The following is a 15,989-nucleotide window of genomic DNA, read 5'->3' on the forward strand; positions in this document are numbered from 1 at the left end:
GCTCCGACGAACCCTCTTTCGAGGGTCCTCATCCCTTTGCACAAAAAAGCTCCCGGCCGCTTTCGCGGTGGGAGCTTCTTCTTGATGTAACTCGAACGGAGAGAGTCGGGGTACCCTCCCTTCGGTCGGGACTGCGATGCTGTTCCTACCGATGCTTATGCTCCGACGAACCCTCTTTCGAGGGTCCTCATCCCTTTGCACAAAAAAGCTCCCGGCCGCTTTCGCGGTGGGAGCTTTTACGTTGTGATTCCTTAAACGGAGAGAGAGGGATTCGAACCCTCGCACCGCTTACGCAGTCTAACCCCTTAGCAGAGGGTCCCCTTATAGCCACTTGGGTATCTCTCCAAAGAAATGGCTCCCCGAACAGGACTCGAACCTGTGACAACTCGATTAACAGTCGAGTGCTCTACCAACTGAGCTATCAGGGAACGTTTACAAATGGTAACAATCAATAATTTATCATGATTCCTGTGGGGAGTCAAGAGTCTGCTGGCGAAGCTTTCCCCTGCATTTTCCGCACCGGAAACGACGTGTATCCACCTTCCGTTTGCGCATATACTTCATCCCGCAATCCTTACATACCAGCACATAACGGTACGGCTGCACCTTTCTGCTGCCGCGGCTCTGCAGCGTGCTGCAAAACCGGCTCCCGCCGACATGCTGCAGCAGCTGCCTGAAATCCTGGTCGCGATGCTTGTACCCTCTTCCGGCCAGATGCAGGTGATAGTGGCAGAGCTCGTGCTTAATGATCTTTTCTACCTCTTCCCTGCCGTTCTCCCTCAGCTGATGAGGATTGATTTCGATATCATGACTTTTCGTGAAATACCGGCCTCCCGTCGAGGAAAGCCTCCCATTAAAGGTTGCCTGATGCCGGAATGGAACGCCGAAGCTATTCAGCGATATGTTCTCAACCCAAGCCTGCAGCTCATCATTGCTCATGTCTGGCATAACCGTTTCCCCTACTTCCTTTCCTCTTTCCTGCTTCCTTACGGCTGAATCCGCTGTAATGCTACTTGAATTTTAACTTCTTACTAAGCTACACTGTCAAGTAAAGGATTATTTGCACCGATATCAAGCAGTAAGTATGGAGGGGGAACCGAACATCATGCCAAATATGCGTTACGTTATTTTGCAGCTCCAAAATCAGCTTCAATACGTGGAAATGCCTGCCGATTATGCCTATCAGCTCAGCGCGCTGAACCTTAGACTCCACAAGGAGGTCAGTAAGCTGACGGCTGCGGGAACACCGGATCTGCCGCTCGCGGTCGCCGAATGCGACGCTCTCGAGCTTCTTCAAGAGGACCACGCAATCATGGGTGGTCTCGATTATATTAACGAATTGGAACGGTCCTTCGCTTCCTTGAACGAGACGAATTATCCTCTGATCTCCCTGCTCACGGAAATCCGGGCCCTGCAGGCGCAGCTGGAGCAGTGGTACGAAGAAGAAGCGGTCTAACCTTCATGAATGCCTTTTTCTTCTCACGCAGCACCATGTAGACCTGCACGCTCCGGGCCTCTTTCCCATATGCTATCCCATACAGACGGTTTAGCTAGAGGAGGAGATACCCTTGCCGCAATGGCTCTGCAATCAACTGACACGCGCCTTTCGCAAAAAGGACAGACGCCAGATCAAGCTGCTGAACGATTGCTGGTTCTTTTACCGGCATTCGGCGGGCGAAGGCTCGGATCATTCATAAGCGAGATGTTCAAGTCCATAGAATAATGTTTGAATAAGTAAAGCCGGACCCGAGGTCCGGCTTCTTTTTGCCTATATGGTCATCCGTCTAATGTTATCGGTCGGTTTCTCGCGAGGCACTTCCCTTATAAAAAACTTCTCTTCGCCGGCCATGAGCCCTGCAGCTTGCTCAAAAGAACGATTTGACCAGTATGGTAGGCGTCATGGGTGATCAGGCTCATGAAGCGCTGCGGCTTCTCGTCCACCTCGTCCTCCGGCAGCTGTTCAAGCTTCTCATGGAGCGATGCGTGCATCTCTGCAAGCCTGTCCTTGACCTCTCTCCATGCCCACTCGCTAGCTTCAGGAATACGGAATGTGTCATCGTTGCCGATCTCTTCCGGCTGGTAAGACGGGTCTGTGAGCCGCCGTAGAAGACGCTCCTTGAAATACAGCAGGTGCTGAACATTTTCCCAAATGCTGTTAGCCGCACCCTTCTCCGGCTTCCATAGCGCCTGCTCGAGCGTAACCTCCTTTAAAACATCAGCAAGCGGCGGATACCAATCCTCTTGATCCATGCTAAAATCCCAATATTGCAGCAAAAGATTCCGGACTTTCATGCCTGTCGCCTCCCATTAGAAATGTAACCACCATAATTGCCCAATGATCGTTACAAACAAATTAACACACCCAATTTCCAAATACAAGAAAATTAATGAGCAATTGTACCTCGTTTTTTTCACCTGCAAGAGATCAAGAGATCCTCCTCCCGAAGGCCGGCAAATCATGGGAAATACGATTCAGGATTTGCTACAATGCTCTTATAGAAAGGATGACCTGCAATGCTATGGGATGATTTTATAAATAGTGATTGGCATGATTGGCGGGGCAGCGGACGCTCCGAGGACCGTCTGGATCAGGAGCAATGGCTCCGCTGGTTCATGGAACAGGACGGAGTGACAGCGGCGGAGCTTCCCGGCGAGCAAGAGGTAAGCGAGCTCAAACAGCTTCGTTCCTTCCTGCATGATCTGGTGCTGCATATCACTTCCGGCAGGGAACTGATGACGAATCAGATCGAGCAGCTCAACGCGTGGATGGGAAAAGCTCCGGTCAATCGCCAGCTCTCTCTGTCCCACGCCCCTGGGATACAGCTTCAATATTCTCCGGCCCACGCCAATTGGACGCAAGTGATGGCCGAAATTTCAGCCTCCTTTGCGTCTGCGATCGTGCATGGCGAGCCATCCAGATTCCGCATTTGCGACAATCCGGACTGCCTGTGGGTATATTATGACGACACGCGCAACCGCTCAAAGCGGTATTGCGATGATAAAATGTGCGGAAATCTGATGAAGGTCCGGCGTTTCCGGGCCAAAAAGAAGCAGTCTGTCTCCTCTCCCAGCGATCCCGAATAAACAGCGCTAGACCATTAAATGCATAGAACCGCACATGCTTGAACAAGCCCCCCTCGATTCGTTTTTTGAAAGGGGCTTGTTTATTTTTGCTTATTTACATCTGCTGATCTTTCGGTTGACGCATCGTCAGGCCGACGCGTCCCTTTTTCAAGTCTACATTCAGGACCCATACCGTCACATTGTCCCCGACGGATACGACGTCCATCGGATGCTTCACATAACCTTCGCTTAGCTGGGATATGTGGACCAGTCCGTCGCTCTTGATGCCGATATCCACGAATGCGCCGAAATCGATTACGTTGCGAACCGTTCCTTGAAGCTCCATGCCTGGCATCAGATCCTCAATCTTGAGGACATCCGTCCGGAAAATAGGCAATGGAAGCTCTTCGCGCGGGTCACGGCCCGGGCGCTGAAGGCTTTCCAGAATGTCGCGCAGCGTCGGCACCCCGACCTCAAGCGCTTCGGCCAGCTGCTCCACGGACTGCTGTGCCAGCAGATCCGACAGCTCCTGCGAGCCCAGCTTGTCCATGCCGATACCGAGTTCCTTGAACAGACGGTCAACGACAGCGTAGGATTCCGGGTGAATCGGCGTGCGGTCCAGCGGATTATCCCCTTCGGAAATACGCATAAAGCCGATGCACTGCTCGTATGTTTTGGCGCCAAGGCGCGGTACGCTTTGCAGCTGCTTGCGGCTGCTGAATTTTCCGTTCGAATCGCGGTATTTCACGATATTTTTGGCAAGGGTCGCGTTTATACCCGCCACATAGGACAGCAGCGAAGGCGATGCCGTATTCACATCTACGCCGACGTGGTTAACAGCCGACTCCACGACCGCCTTGAGGCTCTCATCCAGATGCTTTTGCGAGACGTCATGCTGGTATTGCCCGACGCCAATCGCCTTCGGCTCGATCTTAACCAGCTCCGCCAACGGATCCTGCACCCGGCGGGCAATCGAAACCGCGCTGCGCTCCGCAACGTCCAGCTCGGGGAATTCTTCCTGTGCAAGCTTGGAAGCCGAGTACACACTCGCTCCGGCTTCGTTGACGATCAGGTAGGCAAGATGAAGGTCGCTCATATCGCCAATCACTTCCGCCACGAACTGCTCGGTCTCGCGGGAAGCCGTACCGTTGCCGATAACGATCAGCTGAATGCCGTACTTCGTGATCAGCTCGCGGAACTTCTCGGCCGCTTCTCTTCGTTTGTTGTTCGGCGGCGTCGGATACGTGACGGCCACCTCCAGCAGCTTGCCGGTATCGTCCACGACGGCCAGCTTACAGCCCGTACGGTAAGCGGGGTCAACGCCCAGCACGCATCTTCCTTTGACCGGCGGCTGCAGCAGCAGGCTGCGCAGGTTGCCCGAGAAGATGGAAATGGCCTGATTTTCGCCCTTTTCCGTCAGCTCCGCGCGTATTTCCCGTTCAATGGACGGCGCGATCAGGCGCTTGTACGCATCTTCAATAACGGCGGTTAGCACGGCCTGCACGGTGGAGGTCCCTTTTACCACTTGGCGTGCCATGAAATTGTGAATCGGATCGGAGGTCACTTCGAGACCGACCTTCAGGATGTTTTCACGCTCACCCCGGTTAATGGCCAAAATCCGGTGAGGCGGCATTTTTTTGGCAAGTTCCCTGTAGTTGTAATAGTTCTCGTACACCGATTCCTGCTCCGCATCCTTCGCTTCTGAAGTCAGCATCGCGTGATCCATCGTGTAACGCCGCACCCATGAACGAATCGTCGCGTCATCCGCCATGTTCTCCGCCAAAATGTCCATTGCTCCGGCAATAGCGTCCTCCGTGCTTTCGACGCCCTTTTCGGCATCGATATACCGGGCTGCCTCCTGCTTGAGGTCTCCCTGCTTCGGCTGCTCCATAATCCAGTTTGCGAGCGGCTCTAACCCCTTTTCCTTGGCGACGCTGGCGCGGGTTTTCCGCTTTTGGCGGTAAGGGCGGTACAAATCCTCCACTTCCTGCAGCTTGACCGCTTTCTCGATGGAAGACTTCAGCTCTCCCGTCAGCTTGCCCTGCTCATCGATGATGCGGATGACTTCACGTTTGCGTTCCTCCAGGTTCCGCAGGTAGCCTACACGTTCCTCAATGTCACGCAGCTGATTTTCATCCAGTTCCCCGGTCATTTCCTTGCGGTAACGCGCGATAAAAGGAATCGTGTTGCCTTCATCCAGCAGTTCCACCGTCGTGCGGATCTGCTTCAGCGAAAGCTGCAGTTCCTTCGCCGTTTGCTGTATAATGCGTTCCTGCTCCTTGGCCTTCTGCTCTTCCGAATTCATTTCCATAACCTTTTCTGTCATCTTAAGTCCCTCTTTTCCCCGTATCAGTCGCTTGTTATGCGTGAAAATTGCAAAGTCAGGTATATAACGTTCGATTATTAGCGCAGTCCATTCAATTCATATTCGTCATGTAAAAATCCTATCTCCGCTTTAGGTTTGTCCGAGTTTGCGGAGTTCAAGTTGAAGACCAAGCAAATTTTAGATATTATTCTAAAAAGCGAAGCTCGGTTCTTGTATATTATCACAAACTTTTGCCTACATTTCCAGCGGGCATCTTTGGAAGAGGCAAACAATGATGGCAGAAGCTTCTTCCATGTGCGATTTTACCCTGACGAGGGCCAGGCAAAATCAGCGATCGCGCCAAAAAAAGCCCTGCACCGGAATATCCGGGGCAAGGCTTGTATTTTACTATCGTTTACATGTCTGTTCAAGAAGTTTTCTCACTTCGCTTTCTTGAGCCGGATCAGCTCGCCGTGAAAATCCCCTCTGTCTTCCCCTACAGAAACACCTGCGTACATCAAGGCATCTCCGCTGTATAACCCCTCCTGGCCCAGAATCTCGTAGTCCGCGTCCGGATCCAGCCCCTTCAGCTTCAATCGGCTTAGCGGCGCGTTGGATTCCGACAGTACGCGGAAATAGAACACCACTGCCTCCTCTCCGTCCTCTGCCACGAACATCCATGCGGTCTCGTTTCCTTCAAACGGGCTCAGGAGCCGGTAGTGAAGACCAAACTGCACCAGTCCGCGAATTTCCTTATACAAAGCAACCTGCGCCTTGACCTGCTCCTTCTCCTCGTCGTTAAAGCGAGTCAAGTCGAGTTCATATCCGAAGTTGCCCGACATGGCTACCAGTCCGCGCATATCCAGCGACGTCACGCGCTGAACCTGATGGTTCGGAACCGCAGATACGTGCGAGCCCATGGAGCTAACGGGATAGACAAGGCTTGTGCCATACTGGATTCGGAGGCGGGCAACTGCATCCGTGTTATCGCTCGTCCACGTTTGAGGCATGTAATACAGCATTCCCGGATCGAAGCGTCCTCCGCCTCCGGAGCAGCTTTCGAACAAAATATGCGGAAAGGACGACGTGATCCGCTCCATGACTTCGTATAACCCGAGCATGTAACGGTGCGCCGTTTCCCGCTGCCGCTGCGGCGGCAGCAAGGCTGAGCCGATCTCCGTCATGTTTCGGTTCATGTCCCACTTCACATACGTAATCGGCGCGCTGCCGAGTACGTCGCTGATCATGCGGACGATCTCGTCCCTGACATCCTGCCGCGAATAATCCAGAATCAGCTGCTGCCTGCCTTCGGTGCGGCGGCGGCCGGGAACATGCAGGCACCAGTCCGGATGCTTCCGGTACAGATCGCTGTCCGGCGATACCATCTCGGGTTCAAACCACAACCCGAACTGCATGCCCATGCGATTCACGCGCTGCACAAGGTCGTCCAAGCCGTCAGGCAGCTTGTTCATGTCTACCTTCCAGTCGCCGAGCGAAGAATCGTCACGGTCCCGGTGCCCGAACCAGCCGTCGTCCAGCACGAACAGCTCGATACCGAGCTCCTGCCCCGCCTTCGCGATATGTTCGATTTTGTCTGCGTTAAAGTTGAAATACGTCGCTTCCCAGTTATTCACGAGGACCGGACGCTCCTTGTCGCGGAACTGTCCCCGCGCGAGCCGCTCGCGGTAGAGCTTATGATAAATGCGGGACATCCCGCCAAGCCCTTCCGCCGAATATACCATCACCGTTTCCGGCGTTTGAAAGCTCTGGCCGCTCTCAAGCAGCCAGGTAAAATCAAACGGATTGATGCCGATCGACAGCCGCGTCGTCCGGAATTGATCCACCTCGGCCTGCGCGAGGAAGCTGCCGCTGTATACGAGGCTGAAGCCGTAGACGTCACCGTGATCCTCGTCCGCTCCAGGTGACAATAACGCGGCGAACGGATTTTGCTGATGGCTGCTGGAGCCGCGGCGGCTCTCTACGGCCTGCATGCCATAGGCGAGCGGTCTGCGCACGACCTCCCTTTCCCGGGTCCAGGCTCCGGACAGCTGCAGCCATTCGTAATCCATATGCGGAAAATCGACGCTGGCGCTCAGTGCTCTCAGCAGCTCCACATTGGCGTCGCTATCATTCACGATGCGCATCGAGCGCGTGATAGCGTCATAATCCTCCAGTACACTATAGATCAACTCCACTTGAAGCCCGGCTGCAGAATCCTGCATAGTCAGCACGAGGGTTTCGGCTTCGCTTTCCCGCTCAGCATAAACTGCCGGAAGGCCCGCCAGAGAAGGTTTGCCCTGTTCCGTCCGGTGCGAAACGTACTTGAATTCCGTTATGGTCGTGCCGTCGACTAGCTTTGCCTGCAGCAAGGGCGTGCGGTAATCACTTGTTCCGTAAACCGGCAGCTCCTGTGGAAGCGTATCCAGAGATATGCTGCGATCCTCCGGAATAGGGTTCGGACTGAACGAGCAGCGCTCCTTCGTGACGAACAGCCAGCTGAGATCACTGGCACGCAGCCGTTTGCCATAGTACAAATGAGCTGCATAGCCGGAAGGAAGAATCTGAAATACATAGCTTGTCCCTTTGGTTTGCAGATGAAACAACTGCTGCTGCGAATCGAAATGAATACCCATAGATCCCTCCGTGTGCTCGAGCGGAATGCTTGCTTGGCTTGATCTTGCGGCCTTGTCCGCTCTTTATTTGAATACTCTAAAAGTACATGGAACAAGCACCGGATACAATGGATTTATGTGACCTGTTCGACGCAGTGGTTATTAAGGATATAAAAAAGGCGCGCCCCTTGGGCACGCCTTTCCTTATGGCACGTCATGGTTAAAAGTCGATCAAGCTAAGACTGATCTGCAGGGAATCATCCACCTTTTTCATCGTTTCTTCGTCAAGGTGGGTAATTTTGTCGGTCAGCCTCTGCTTATCAATGGTGCGGATTTGCTCCAGCAATATTACAGAGTCCCTGTCAAAACCATGCGAAGCCGCATCAATTTCCACATGCGTCGGCAGTTTCGCTTTTTGAATCTGGGCCGTAATAGCCGCTACGATCACCGTAGGGCTAAAGCGGTTGCCGATATCATTCTGAATGATCAGCACCGGTCTCACTCCACCTTGTTCAGAACCGACAACGGGTGAAAGATCCGCAAAAAAAACGTCGCCGCGTTTTACGATCAATGTTTACACCCCGCTCACTAAGCGGCCTAGAGTGCTGTCTGCATCTTCCTCCGCATGAAACGCTTCAGACGCCATGGTCAAATTGATTTTGGCCATTTCCATATAACCCCGCTGCATCGATTCCCGGATATAGCGTTTCTTCCGTTCAAGCAAATACAGCTTCATGGCCTGCCTGATGAGTTCACTGCGGTTGGAATTCTCCATAGCAACGATGCCATCCACTTCCTGCAAAAGATGATCCGGCAAGCTGATCATAATTCTCTTGGTATTCTGCATATTAGCCACCTTTTCTTCCACCCCCACAACCTTCACACCCTTGTGCACCAGTATAACTTTATTCAAGGAAATTTATACAAAGGAATATATATGCCGAAGGTATATCAGGTATGCTGCATTTCATTATAAACTACACTCGGCATTTCCGTACAGACCATCTCGTCACAATTGTATATTCGAGATGCATGCAAGTTATTCCTTCTTCCTCTTATAAAAGGTGTCGTCCCGTATAGTCCACAGGATCGAGCAAGGGATTAATCAAGGTATAGGGAGCCCCGTTCCGTATGTAGAAACGCGGGATCCGGCTTGCTATCATGCAGATTACTTCATAGTGAATGGTACCCAGCCAGGAAGCCAGCTCATCTGCCGAAATGCTAGCGCCAGACTGCTGTCCGATGAGTACAACCTCTTCGCCGGCTTGAATTTCTTCCGCTTCTTCAGCAAAAGATTGCAGCGTAACCATACACTGGTCCATGCATATCGTTCCGACGACAGGGACGCGGCGGCCGCGGATCAATACCTCCGCCTTGCCGCTCAGCATCCGGGAATACCCATCCGCATAACCGATCGGGAGCGTGGCAATGATTTCCTCCGTATCCGTCACATACCTGGCGCCATAACTGACGCCCCAATGAGGCGGTAGCGTTTTAACATATGCAACCTTTGTCTTCAGCGTCAATACCGGGGTCAGCGCCACCTTTTGCCGGTTGACTTCATCCGAAGGGTAGAGTCCGTATAAACTGATTCCGATGCGAACCATGTTGAAGGACAGCTCCGGAGTATCAATCGCGGCGGCACTGTTTCCCGTATGTATAATCGGGAGGCTTGTGCCTCTTTCTTTCAGAGCGACCACTACGCTTGTAAAACGCCGGTATTGCTCCAGTGTATAGCTTTTATCCTCTTCATCCGCTTTGGAAAAATGGGTAAACATGCCTTCGACCTCAGCCTGAGGCAATGCCATAGCCTTCTCAATGAACGAAACGGCGGCTTCGCCTGGGAGAAGCCCCAATCTGCCCATCCCGCTGTCGATCTTGATGTGCACCTTCAAAGGGCGATTCAAGCTCTCTTCCGGAAGCGCACGGATGGCTTCAAGCACCTCCGGACTGAACAGCGTCACGGTAACCTGATGCTCCCAAGCTGCCTGTATCCCTTCGGGCGGCGTATATCCAAGCACGAGCACGGGCGTTTGAATGCCCGCCTGGCGAAGCTGAATGGCTTCATCCAGAAAAGCCACGCTTAAATAGTCAGCGCCCGCCTTCTCCAGCTCGCGCGCCACTTCGACGGCACCATGCCCGTAAGCATCCGCTTTGACGCAGGCGAGCAGCCGCATCTCTACCGGAAGCGCACGCCGGAACGCGTCATAATTGGCACGCAAATGATCCAGATTTATTTCCGCTTGTGTAGCTCTATATTGAACTTGCATCTGTGCAGTCACCTTCTCTTACGTTATAACACCACGCTTGCTTGCTCATTAATCGTAATGTTCGAGAAGGCCACTGTCAATGAACCACGGCTGGCCGGATTGAGGCCCGTTTACCGTACCACAGCGTCAGATGGACAAATAGGCGGAGGCCTTCATTGTAGAGGAATCAGCTCTAACAACTCGGGAATCCGCCTACTTCGTATTATTTACCCGTTTGTTCCTGTAAAGACACGGCAATTTTCGTCATTTCGTCAAGAGGCAGGTTGGCGCTTGTAATCCGGAACTCGATGCCGTCTTCGTTCATCCAGGTCAGCGTTCTTTGACCATCCTCAGTCAGGAGGGCCGACGTGAATCCGAGATCCACGACCTGCCCGGATACCAGCGCGGATACCGCCATATCCTGCGAGCGCGATTCCATGATGGTGTATTGATAGGTGCCGTCATAACGGAGGATCGCCGTGTGGTTGGCACTATCCTCCATTTTATTCGTATCTTTGGCCTCCACGCCTTCCGGCATATAGGTCGGCGTGATCATGCCGAAGTCGCCGAGCTCTTTCTGGGCAGCGGCTGTGCTGCCTTCCGCTTGCGGCTCATCTGCGGAAATCGGATTTCCGTTCTCATCCACCTGCATGACCGTCCCCAGGGTCGGATCATCCAGCGCGGTCATGTTGCGCTTCATATCGAAGGAGTCCTTATCGAACTTGGCATCGAACTTAAACTCGGTGAATTTCACTTCGACCATCACATGCGCCTCGCCATCTGATACCTGCACCTGTTTAGGCGCGTAATTGTCCTTGTTCAGCCAAATTTTTTGCCGTACCAGGGATTGGCTGTGATAGTTGGCCGCGACATCAAACACATAGCTGTCCTTATCCGTGGCAAACTGGCGGGTGTTGTCGCTCAGGATTCCTTGCACCAGCGTTTGGTACAGATAAACCTGTCCCTGATTTTCGGGCCAATCGCTTTTAAAGCGGAAGCTCTTGTTCAGGCTTGGCGTAAGCACGAACACGCCGTCGTCGTTCTTGAGTACGATTTGCGTGACATCCTTCTGGGCATTCGTGAGGCTGATCCGGTAATAGGCGGGGTTTTGGTACCAGACTTCAACGTTGTATTCCTGCGGCTTCTCACCCGTATAGAGCGTCATCTTCCCCGTCCCTTTATAGGACCCTTCCTTGCTTTGCAGTGTGTCGGCAACATTATTCAAACCTTTGACTACGGAAGCAGCGTCCTTTTTGCCGCACCCGGCAAATACGACGGTGACGCACAAGATCATGGCGAGAACCCATGACATCCGGCGCATGACATCATCCCCTTTAGCACATGTTTTAACTGATTGATACATGTCTATGAGGGACTTGTTCACATTATGCAGACTAGCCTGACAAGCCGGAGCCGGCTATACAAGCACAGTATCGTGCTTCAAAGCCAACCGTATTCAAAAAAACAGCCGAAACAGCTTTCTTAACAGTCTTATTGTCGACCAGATGTTCTGTAAAGCGGATTCTATAAAGTCAGCGCTTAGGGTGTTACGATTGGATTATCGTCAGGTAAATTCCCTGGTTTGCAGCCGTAACGAATTGCAGCTTCCGGACGTTATTGGTTCAGACAATTATGGATGCCATCTAGAAATTATAAATAGATAGGGGTTGAATTCGTGAAAAGTAAACAAATAAAGTTTTTACTCATAACAACTCTACTCTTGATCACTGCAGCTTGTTCAAAAGATAATAAATCCGAGCCGAATGAGATAACAATGGATTTAAAAAGATCCATTTCTTTAGACGAATATGAAGTTTTTCAATCTCTGTTTTCAAACCATCTTAAGGAAGAAGCTACAAAAGAGTTGTTTGATAAACTTAAGGAGATTAATGATTTTAGAGCGGATTTCAAATCCTATTCTCTGATCACTTTAGGGAATGGACAAATGCTATTAGTCCATCATGTCCCTGAGGATCATTTTAAAATCCAAGACATAATCATTGTATCCAATGATTTAAAACAGTTAATTGATCAAGAAGTAATAAATCAGGAATAACTCGGATCTTCTTCGGTTACTGAGCTAGGCTTGAATGTGTCATTCGCGGAATCAGAAACTAACTTTATTTTGAACTCCCCCATCGGATTCCTTTCGCTTCGCCGGTGCAAACCAGGATTCATCTATTTCATTGGTTGGCGGCAGCTTCCGCGTGACGGGATCCAGCAACCAATACACGCCTACGCCAAGAACTGCCACGCCGGCGCACGCGATAACGGCTGAGCTGCTGACGATCAGGCCCAGAGAGCCGCCGAGCAGGCTCCCAAGCGGCATTGCAATGCTGCTGATGCTTGATGCGGCCGCGAATACGGTGCCCATATTCCGCTGCGGTACCCCTTTCTGGATCACCGTATTGATCAAGACATTGGTGACGCCGCCGGGGAACCAGGCCAATCCGTACACCAGGATGACCAGCCAGGTCCAATGGCCGAAAATGCTCAGGCACCAGGCCGTACCCGACAAACTGAACGCTGCGGCGAAAATAGTTCCGAGTCGGACCCGTTCCAGTTTCATATAAGGTGCGAGCACCGCACCCAGCAGGCTTCCAGAGGCTTGGGCCATCAGCAAAATCCCGTACACGCCCGCGCCTCCAAGGCTGTTCGCAAAGGCAGGCATCACCGTGAAGGTAGCCCCTCCTGCCGCATTGACCACGATAATGCCCAATTGAATGCGGGATAGCGGCGTGGCAAAGATCAGCCTCAGGCCCTCCTTTATATCCATGACATAACTTGTAAAAGAGCTTTGGCGTTTGGATTTAAGGTTCTCTTTCTTCGATGTTGTTGTATCGTTGTTATGAGAACTATGGGATGACTTTATCCGGAGCTGCATAAATAAAATAGCGCCGATAAAAAATCCGAGCGAGTTCCATAAGTAAAGCGAGACCGCGCCGAGCAGAACGATTAGCGCGCCTGATATCGCGTTGCAAGCAACGTCGATGCCTTGATAGGCAATGGAAAACAGGGAGTTGCCCTGCGTCAGCTGATTCTTGTCGAGAATTTTGGGAAGCGCGGACATTTGGGCGGGATAAAACCACATATTCAATGTCGTTAAGATCGGAGTGATCGCCAGCACGAGTCCGACCGTTAGAAAATGAAAGTAGTGTGCGACAGGAATGACCAGCAGGAGCAAGGCCTGAAACAACTGGGTGTAAACCAAAAGTCCACGCAGCGGAATCCTGTCGATCATGGGGCCTGAGAACAACTGAATAATCCGGGGCAGGATCGAGAGAAAACCGGCTATGCCGGTATATAACGTCGAGCCGCCCAAGCTGTAGACCAGCCACATCGCCGCAACGGCATACAGGCTGTCGCCGATATTCGTCAGGATCCGTCCGATAAAGAGCAGCGTGAAATTACGATTCTTAAAAATCTCCATCTCTTCACACGTCCATTCTGATGTGATGGTGATGCTCGTTTGAACAGGAACCGGGGTTCCGTTATGATTTTGACGTTTTCGTTGAAACCAGGTTGATGCCGACGGCATATTCCTGACTGTTCTTCGCTTTGGACCCGGATGAGATCGCTACCCATTTCTCCAGCAGCGCCTTGAATTCGCTTGTCATCTGCTCCCGCTCCTCTGGGGAAAGCTGCAATCTCAAGCTGATTCTCGTACTGGAAGCCGATTTGTAATCATCCGCGAGAACCGGATCGATCAGATGCTTCCCGTGCGTATCAAACCACTTCGCCTTGGCCTTATAGTATTTCTCCACGATGCCGCCGACGGTCCGCGTCTCCACCAAATCGATCAAGCCTCCGTCGTACAGCTTCTGAATATGATAGTGAGTACTGCCCGGCGATTCTCCCAGCTCCACGGCCACCTGCTTGGAGGTTTTGGCATTATCTGCCAAAGCCCCGATAATCTTGATGCGCTGGGCGCTGCCCAGAAGTTTAGCCTGTTCCACCGAAATTTCAATCGATTGGCTTGGTTCGTTTCCCACTCGAAATCTCCCCCTATTCTTTGAGTCATCCCGTTCTATAATCATTGTTCATTCTATTTTTATTAATCGATCTAATAATTTAGATCGATGAACTGGCCTTATCATAACCCGTATTTTACCAATTGTAAATAGGCAAAATAAAAAGGTACAACCTGAATCATTCATCAGATTGTACCTTGGTACGTCGCATTAGCTTCCTGATCCTGTTCATATGGGCATGGACTTTTCCTCAAGCTTCGCGGTTGCCTTCTTCTGTACAGCAGATCGTCCACCCTCATGCATTCATAGCCTTGCAGACGCGCATCATCCAGAATTCCTTCGAGGTTTTCTAGCATCAGCTCCGGCGCATCCCGCTCCGCTCCCATGGTATCGCCGCTGTCATGCAGCAGGATAATAGCTCCGGGCTCCAGCTGGTTCAGTATGCGTTCCTTTAGGGGCTCCAAACCTGGGTCCTTTACCCAATCATGGCCCATAACCGACCACAGCACAATGCGGAAATTCTTCCGAAGCAAGAACAGGTCACCGAGGTTCAGCATGCCCCACGGCGGCCGGTAGAAGACCGGGCGCTCGTTCGTAATCCGCTCGATGATATCCGCAGTCCGGTTCACATGCCGGCTCCGGATACGCCGGGGGCTCATCAGCCAGTTGGGAAGATGCTTATAGTTATGAATGCCGATCAGATGACCCTCTTCATGCATCCGCTTAATGATTTCGGGATGCCTTTCCGCCTTGCTGCCCAGAACAAAGAAGGTCGCTTTAATTCCTTTGCGCTTCAACAGGTCCAGCAGACGTGGCGTATACACCGGGTCGGGACCGTCGTCGAACGTAAACGCGACCTTCCGCCCGGTTCGGCCGCGCAGCGTCACGCCGATTCCGCCGATCCGCGTGATAGCCAAGGGAATGAGCATGTAGACGAGAACGAACAGCAGCAGCAGCTTGTTGATGAGCAGGATCATGCCGTATTTTCCTTATCGGAATACCGCTCCATCAAGGACTCCCGTGTCATCAAGAGCATCCTCGGAACCAGCTTAGCCGTATTTTGCTTCGTGCGCTCCCGGCCGACCGGATGCAGAACTCTCATCAGCAGCCGCAGGTAATACGTGGAGAACACCCGAAATCCTTTGGATTCCAGCGGATGCAGCTCAAAGCCGAGCCCATGGATGATTCCCCGGTGGAGAAGCGTGATGCCTGTCAGTGCCTTGACTTCCATCAGCTGAGCCTCCGTTTGAAGAGCCAGACTGATCTGTTTCATGGAACGCCGCAGCATGCGGGCGGTCATGAGCGCAGCCCGGTCGGGACCAATCTCCTTGGAGAGCTTAAGCACCTGACGGTTATCCAGATGCAGCTCCCCGATCCAGTCGCCATCGTGGATCGAATGTCCGTCTTGACACTCCAGGCTTTTTCCATGATGGCGCCGGAGCACCAGTTTACAAATGCCGTATTTCCGGACCGAGGCGCTCCGCAGTTTCGTAATCTGGTCAAATACGGACTCCCAGGCCATCCATACCGACTGTGCACTTGCTTTTGAAACGGAAGATATCATATTCAATGTTGGTCACATCTTTCTATTCGAATTTGGTCTTCAGCAGAAGACCTATGCTTAACAGGACTTCTGTCTATTAGTTAGACGCTCGAGAACCGCTCTTCCATGCCAACATTGTAAGAAATGAACCTATCGTTTCCCTTTCTTCTTTCTTACGAATTTCTTAATTCCCTTTTCCGCACGAAAATGCCGCCCTCCCGAAATCGGAAGGCGGCATTTTAACTG

General features: G+C 52.1%; 16 protein-coding genes and 2 tRNA genes. 4 read left to right on the forward strand and 14 right to left on the reverse strand.

Annotated elements, in window-relative coordinates:
• Nucleotides 1-256: 256 nt before the first annotated feature.
• The 3 genes from ACTHPM_RS14730 to ACTHPM_RS14740 form a co-directional block, all read right to left on the reverse strand.
• Nucleotides 257-345, reverse strand: a tRNA-Ser gene (locus tag ACTHPM_RS14730).
• A 7-nt stretch (nucleotides 346-352) separates the two neighbouring features.
• Nucleotides 353-428 (reverse strand) — tRNA-Asn (locus tag ACTHPM_RS14735).
• Between the two features lie 31 nt (nucleotides 429-459).
• Nucleotides 460-939 carry a SprT family protein gene (locus tag ACTHPM_RS14740; protein ID WP_440396234.1) on the reverse strand — a complete coding sequence of 160 codons (480 nt, stop codon included), beginning with the start codon at nucleotides 937-939 and terminating at the stop codon, nucleotides 460-462.
• Between the two features lie 166 nt (nucleotides 940-1,105).
• Between ACTHPM_RS14740 and ACTHPM_RS14745 the strand changes: the two genes are divergently transcribed.
• Nucleotides 1,106-1,456 carry a hydrolase/acyltransferase gene (locus ACTHPM_RS14745; protein WP_440395615.1) on the forward strand — a complete coding sequence of 117 codons (351 nt, stop codon included), beginning with the start codon at nucleotides 1,106-1,108 and terminating at the stop codon, nucleotides 1,454-1,456.
• 112 nt (nucleotides 1,457-1,568) lie between these two features.
• The gene (cmpA, locus tag ACTHPM_RS14750) at nucleotides 1,569-1,697 is read left to right on the forward strand and encodes a cortex morphogenetic protein CmpA (RefSeq protein WP_440395614.1); all 129 of its coding nucleotides are present in this window, start codon (nucleotides 1,569-1,571) and stop codon (nucleotides 1,695-1,697) included.
• Between the two features lie 124 nt (nucleotides 1,698-1,821).
• Here the strand turns inward: cmpA and ACTHPM_RS14755 are convergent, their stop codons facing one another.
• Complete coding sequence (locus tag ACTHPM_RS14755) at nucleotides 1,822-2,292, reverse strand: DinB family protein (protein ID WP_440395613.1); 471 nt, start codon at nucleotides 2,290-2,292, stop codon at nucleotides 1,822-1,824.
• Nucleotides 2,293-2,514: 222 nt separating this feature from the next.
• Between ACTHPM_RS14755 and ACTHPM_RS14760 the strand changes: the two genes are divergently transcribed.
• The gene (locus tag ACTHPM_RS14760; RefSeq protein WP_440395612.1) at nucleotides 2,515-3,084 is read left to right on the forward strand and encodes a CGNR zinc finger domain-containing protein; all 570 of its coding nucleotides are present in this window, start codon (nucleotides 2,515-2,517) and stop codon (nucleotides 3,082-3,084) included.
• 94 nt (nucleotides 3,085-3,178) lie between these two features.
• Here ACTHPM_RS14760 and ACTHPM_RS14765 read toward each other — a convergent pair whose 3' ends face one another.
• The 6 genes from ACTHPM_RS14765 to ACTHPM_RS14790 all read right to left on the reverse strand — a co-directional run bounded on the left by ACTHPM_RS14765 (nucleotide 3,179) and on the right by ACTHPM_RS14790 (nucleotide 11,550).
• Complete coding sequence (locus ACTHPM_RS14765) at nucleotides 3,179-5,389, reverse strand: Tex family protein (RefSeq protein WP_440395611.1); 2,211 nt, start codon at nucleotides 5,387-5,389, stop codon at nucleotides 3,179-3,181.
• 419 nt (nucleotides 5,390-5,808) lie between these two features.
• Nucleotides 5,809-8,001, reverse strand: a complete 2,193-nt coding sequence (locus ACTHPM_RS14770) for an alpha-galactosidase (RefSeq protein WP_440395610.1) — start codon at nucleotides 7,999-8,001, stop codon at nucleotides 5,809-5,811.
• A 199-nt stretch (nucleotides 8,002-8,200) separates the two neighbouring features.
• Complete coding sequence (locus ACTHPM_RS14775; RefSeq protein ID WP_127606057.1) at nucleotides 8,201-8,551, reverse strand: type II toxin-antitoxin system PemK/MazF family toxin; 351 nt, start codon at nucleotides 8,549-8,551, stop codon at nucleotides 8,201-8,203.
• A 3-nt stretch (nucleotides 8,552-8,554) separates the two neighbouring features.
• Nucleotides 8,555-8,836: a CopG family ribbon-helix-helix protein gene (locus tag ACTHPM_RS14780; RefSeq protein ID WP_127606059.1), complete on the reverse strand. Its 282-nt coding sequence runs from the start codon at nucleotides 8,834-8,836 to the stop codon at nucleotides 8,555-8,557.
• A 199-nt stretch (nucleotides 8,837-9,035) separates the two neighbouring features.
• Complete coding sequence (alr, locus tag ACTHPM_RS14785; protein WP_440395609.1) at nucleotides 9,036-10,250, reverse strand: alanine racemase; 1,215 nt, start codon at nucleotides 10,248-10,250, stop codon at nucleotides 9,036-9,038.
• A gap of 202 nt (nucleotides 10,251-10,452) precedes the next feature.
• Nucleotides 10,453-11,550 (reverse strand): DUF4367 domain-containing protein, encoded by a 1,098-nt coding sequence (locus tag ACTHPM_RS14790; RefSeq protein ID WP_440395608.1) that lies wholly within the window; start codon nucleotides 11,548-11,550, stop codon nucleotides 10,453-10,455.
• A 354-nt stretch (nucleotides 11,551-11,904) separates the two neighbouring features.
• Here ACTHPM_RS14790 and ACTHPM_RS14795 point away from each other — a divergent pair, with 354 nt between their 5' ends.
• Nucleotides 11,905-12,285 (forward strand): hypothetical protein, encoded by a 381-nt coding sequence (locus tag ACTHPM_RS14795; RefSeq protein ID WP_440395607.1) that lies wholly within the window; start codon nucleotides 11,905-11,907, stop codon nucleotides 12,283-12,285.
• A gap of 51 nt (nucleotides 12,286-12,336) precedes the next feature.
• Here ACTHPM_RS14795 and ACTHPM_RS14800 read toward each other — a convergent pair whose 3' ends face one another.
• The 4 genes from ACTHPM_RS14800 to ACTHPM_RS14815 all read right to left on the reverse strand — a co-directional run bounded on the left by ACTHPM_RS14800 (nucleotide 12,337) and on the right by ACTHPM_RS14815 (nucleotide 15,764).
• Nucleotides 12,337-13,659 (reverse strand): MFS transporter, encoded by a 1,323-nt coding sequence (locus ACTHPM_RS14800; protein ID WP_440395606.1) that lies wholly within the window; start codon nucleotides 13,657-13,659, stop codon nucleotides 12,337-12,339.
• A 61-nt stretch (nucleotides 13,660-13,720) separates the two neighbouring features.
• Entirely contained in the window at nucleotides 13,721-14,221 is a 501-nt protein-coding gene (locus ACTHPM_RS14805) for a helix-turn-helix domain-containing protein (RefSeq protein WP_440395605.1), read from the reverse strand.
• A gap of 164 nt (nucleotides 14,222-14,385) precedes the next feature.
• Nucleotides 14,386-15,177 carry a polysaccharide deacetylase family protein gene (locus ACTHPM_RS14810; RefSeq protein WP_440395604.1) on the reverse strand — a complete coding sequence of 264 codons (792 nt, stop codon included), beginning with the start codon at nucleotides 15,175-15,177 and terminating at the stop codon, nucleotides 14,386-14,388.
• Nucleotides 15,174-15,764, reverse strand: a complete 591-nt coding sequence (locus ACTHPM_RS14815; RefSeq protein WP_440396233.1) for a YkoP family protein — start codon at nucleotides 15,762-15,764, stop codon at nucleotides 15,174-15,176. Before ACTHPM_RS14815 ends, ACTHPM_RS14810 begins: the two co-directional genes overlap by 4 nt.
• Nucleotides 15,765-15,989 lie beyond the last annotated feature (225 nt).

The organism is Paenibacillus sp. SAFN-054 (assembly GCF_051966755.1).
Lineage (GTDB): Bacteria > Bacillota > Bacilli > Paenibacillales > Paenibacillaceae > Paenibacillus_AQ.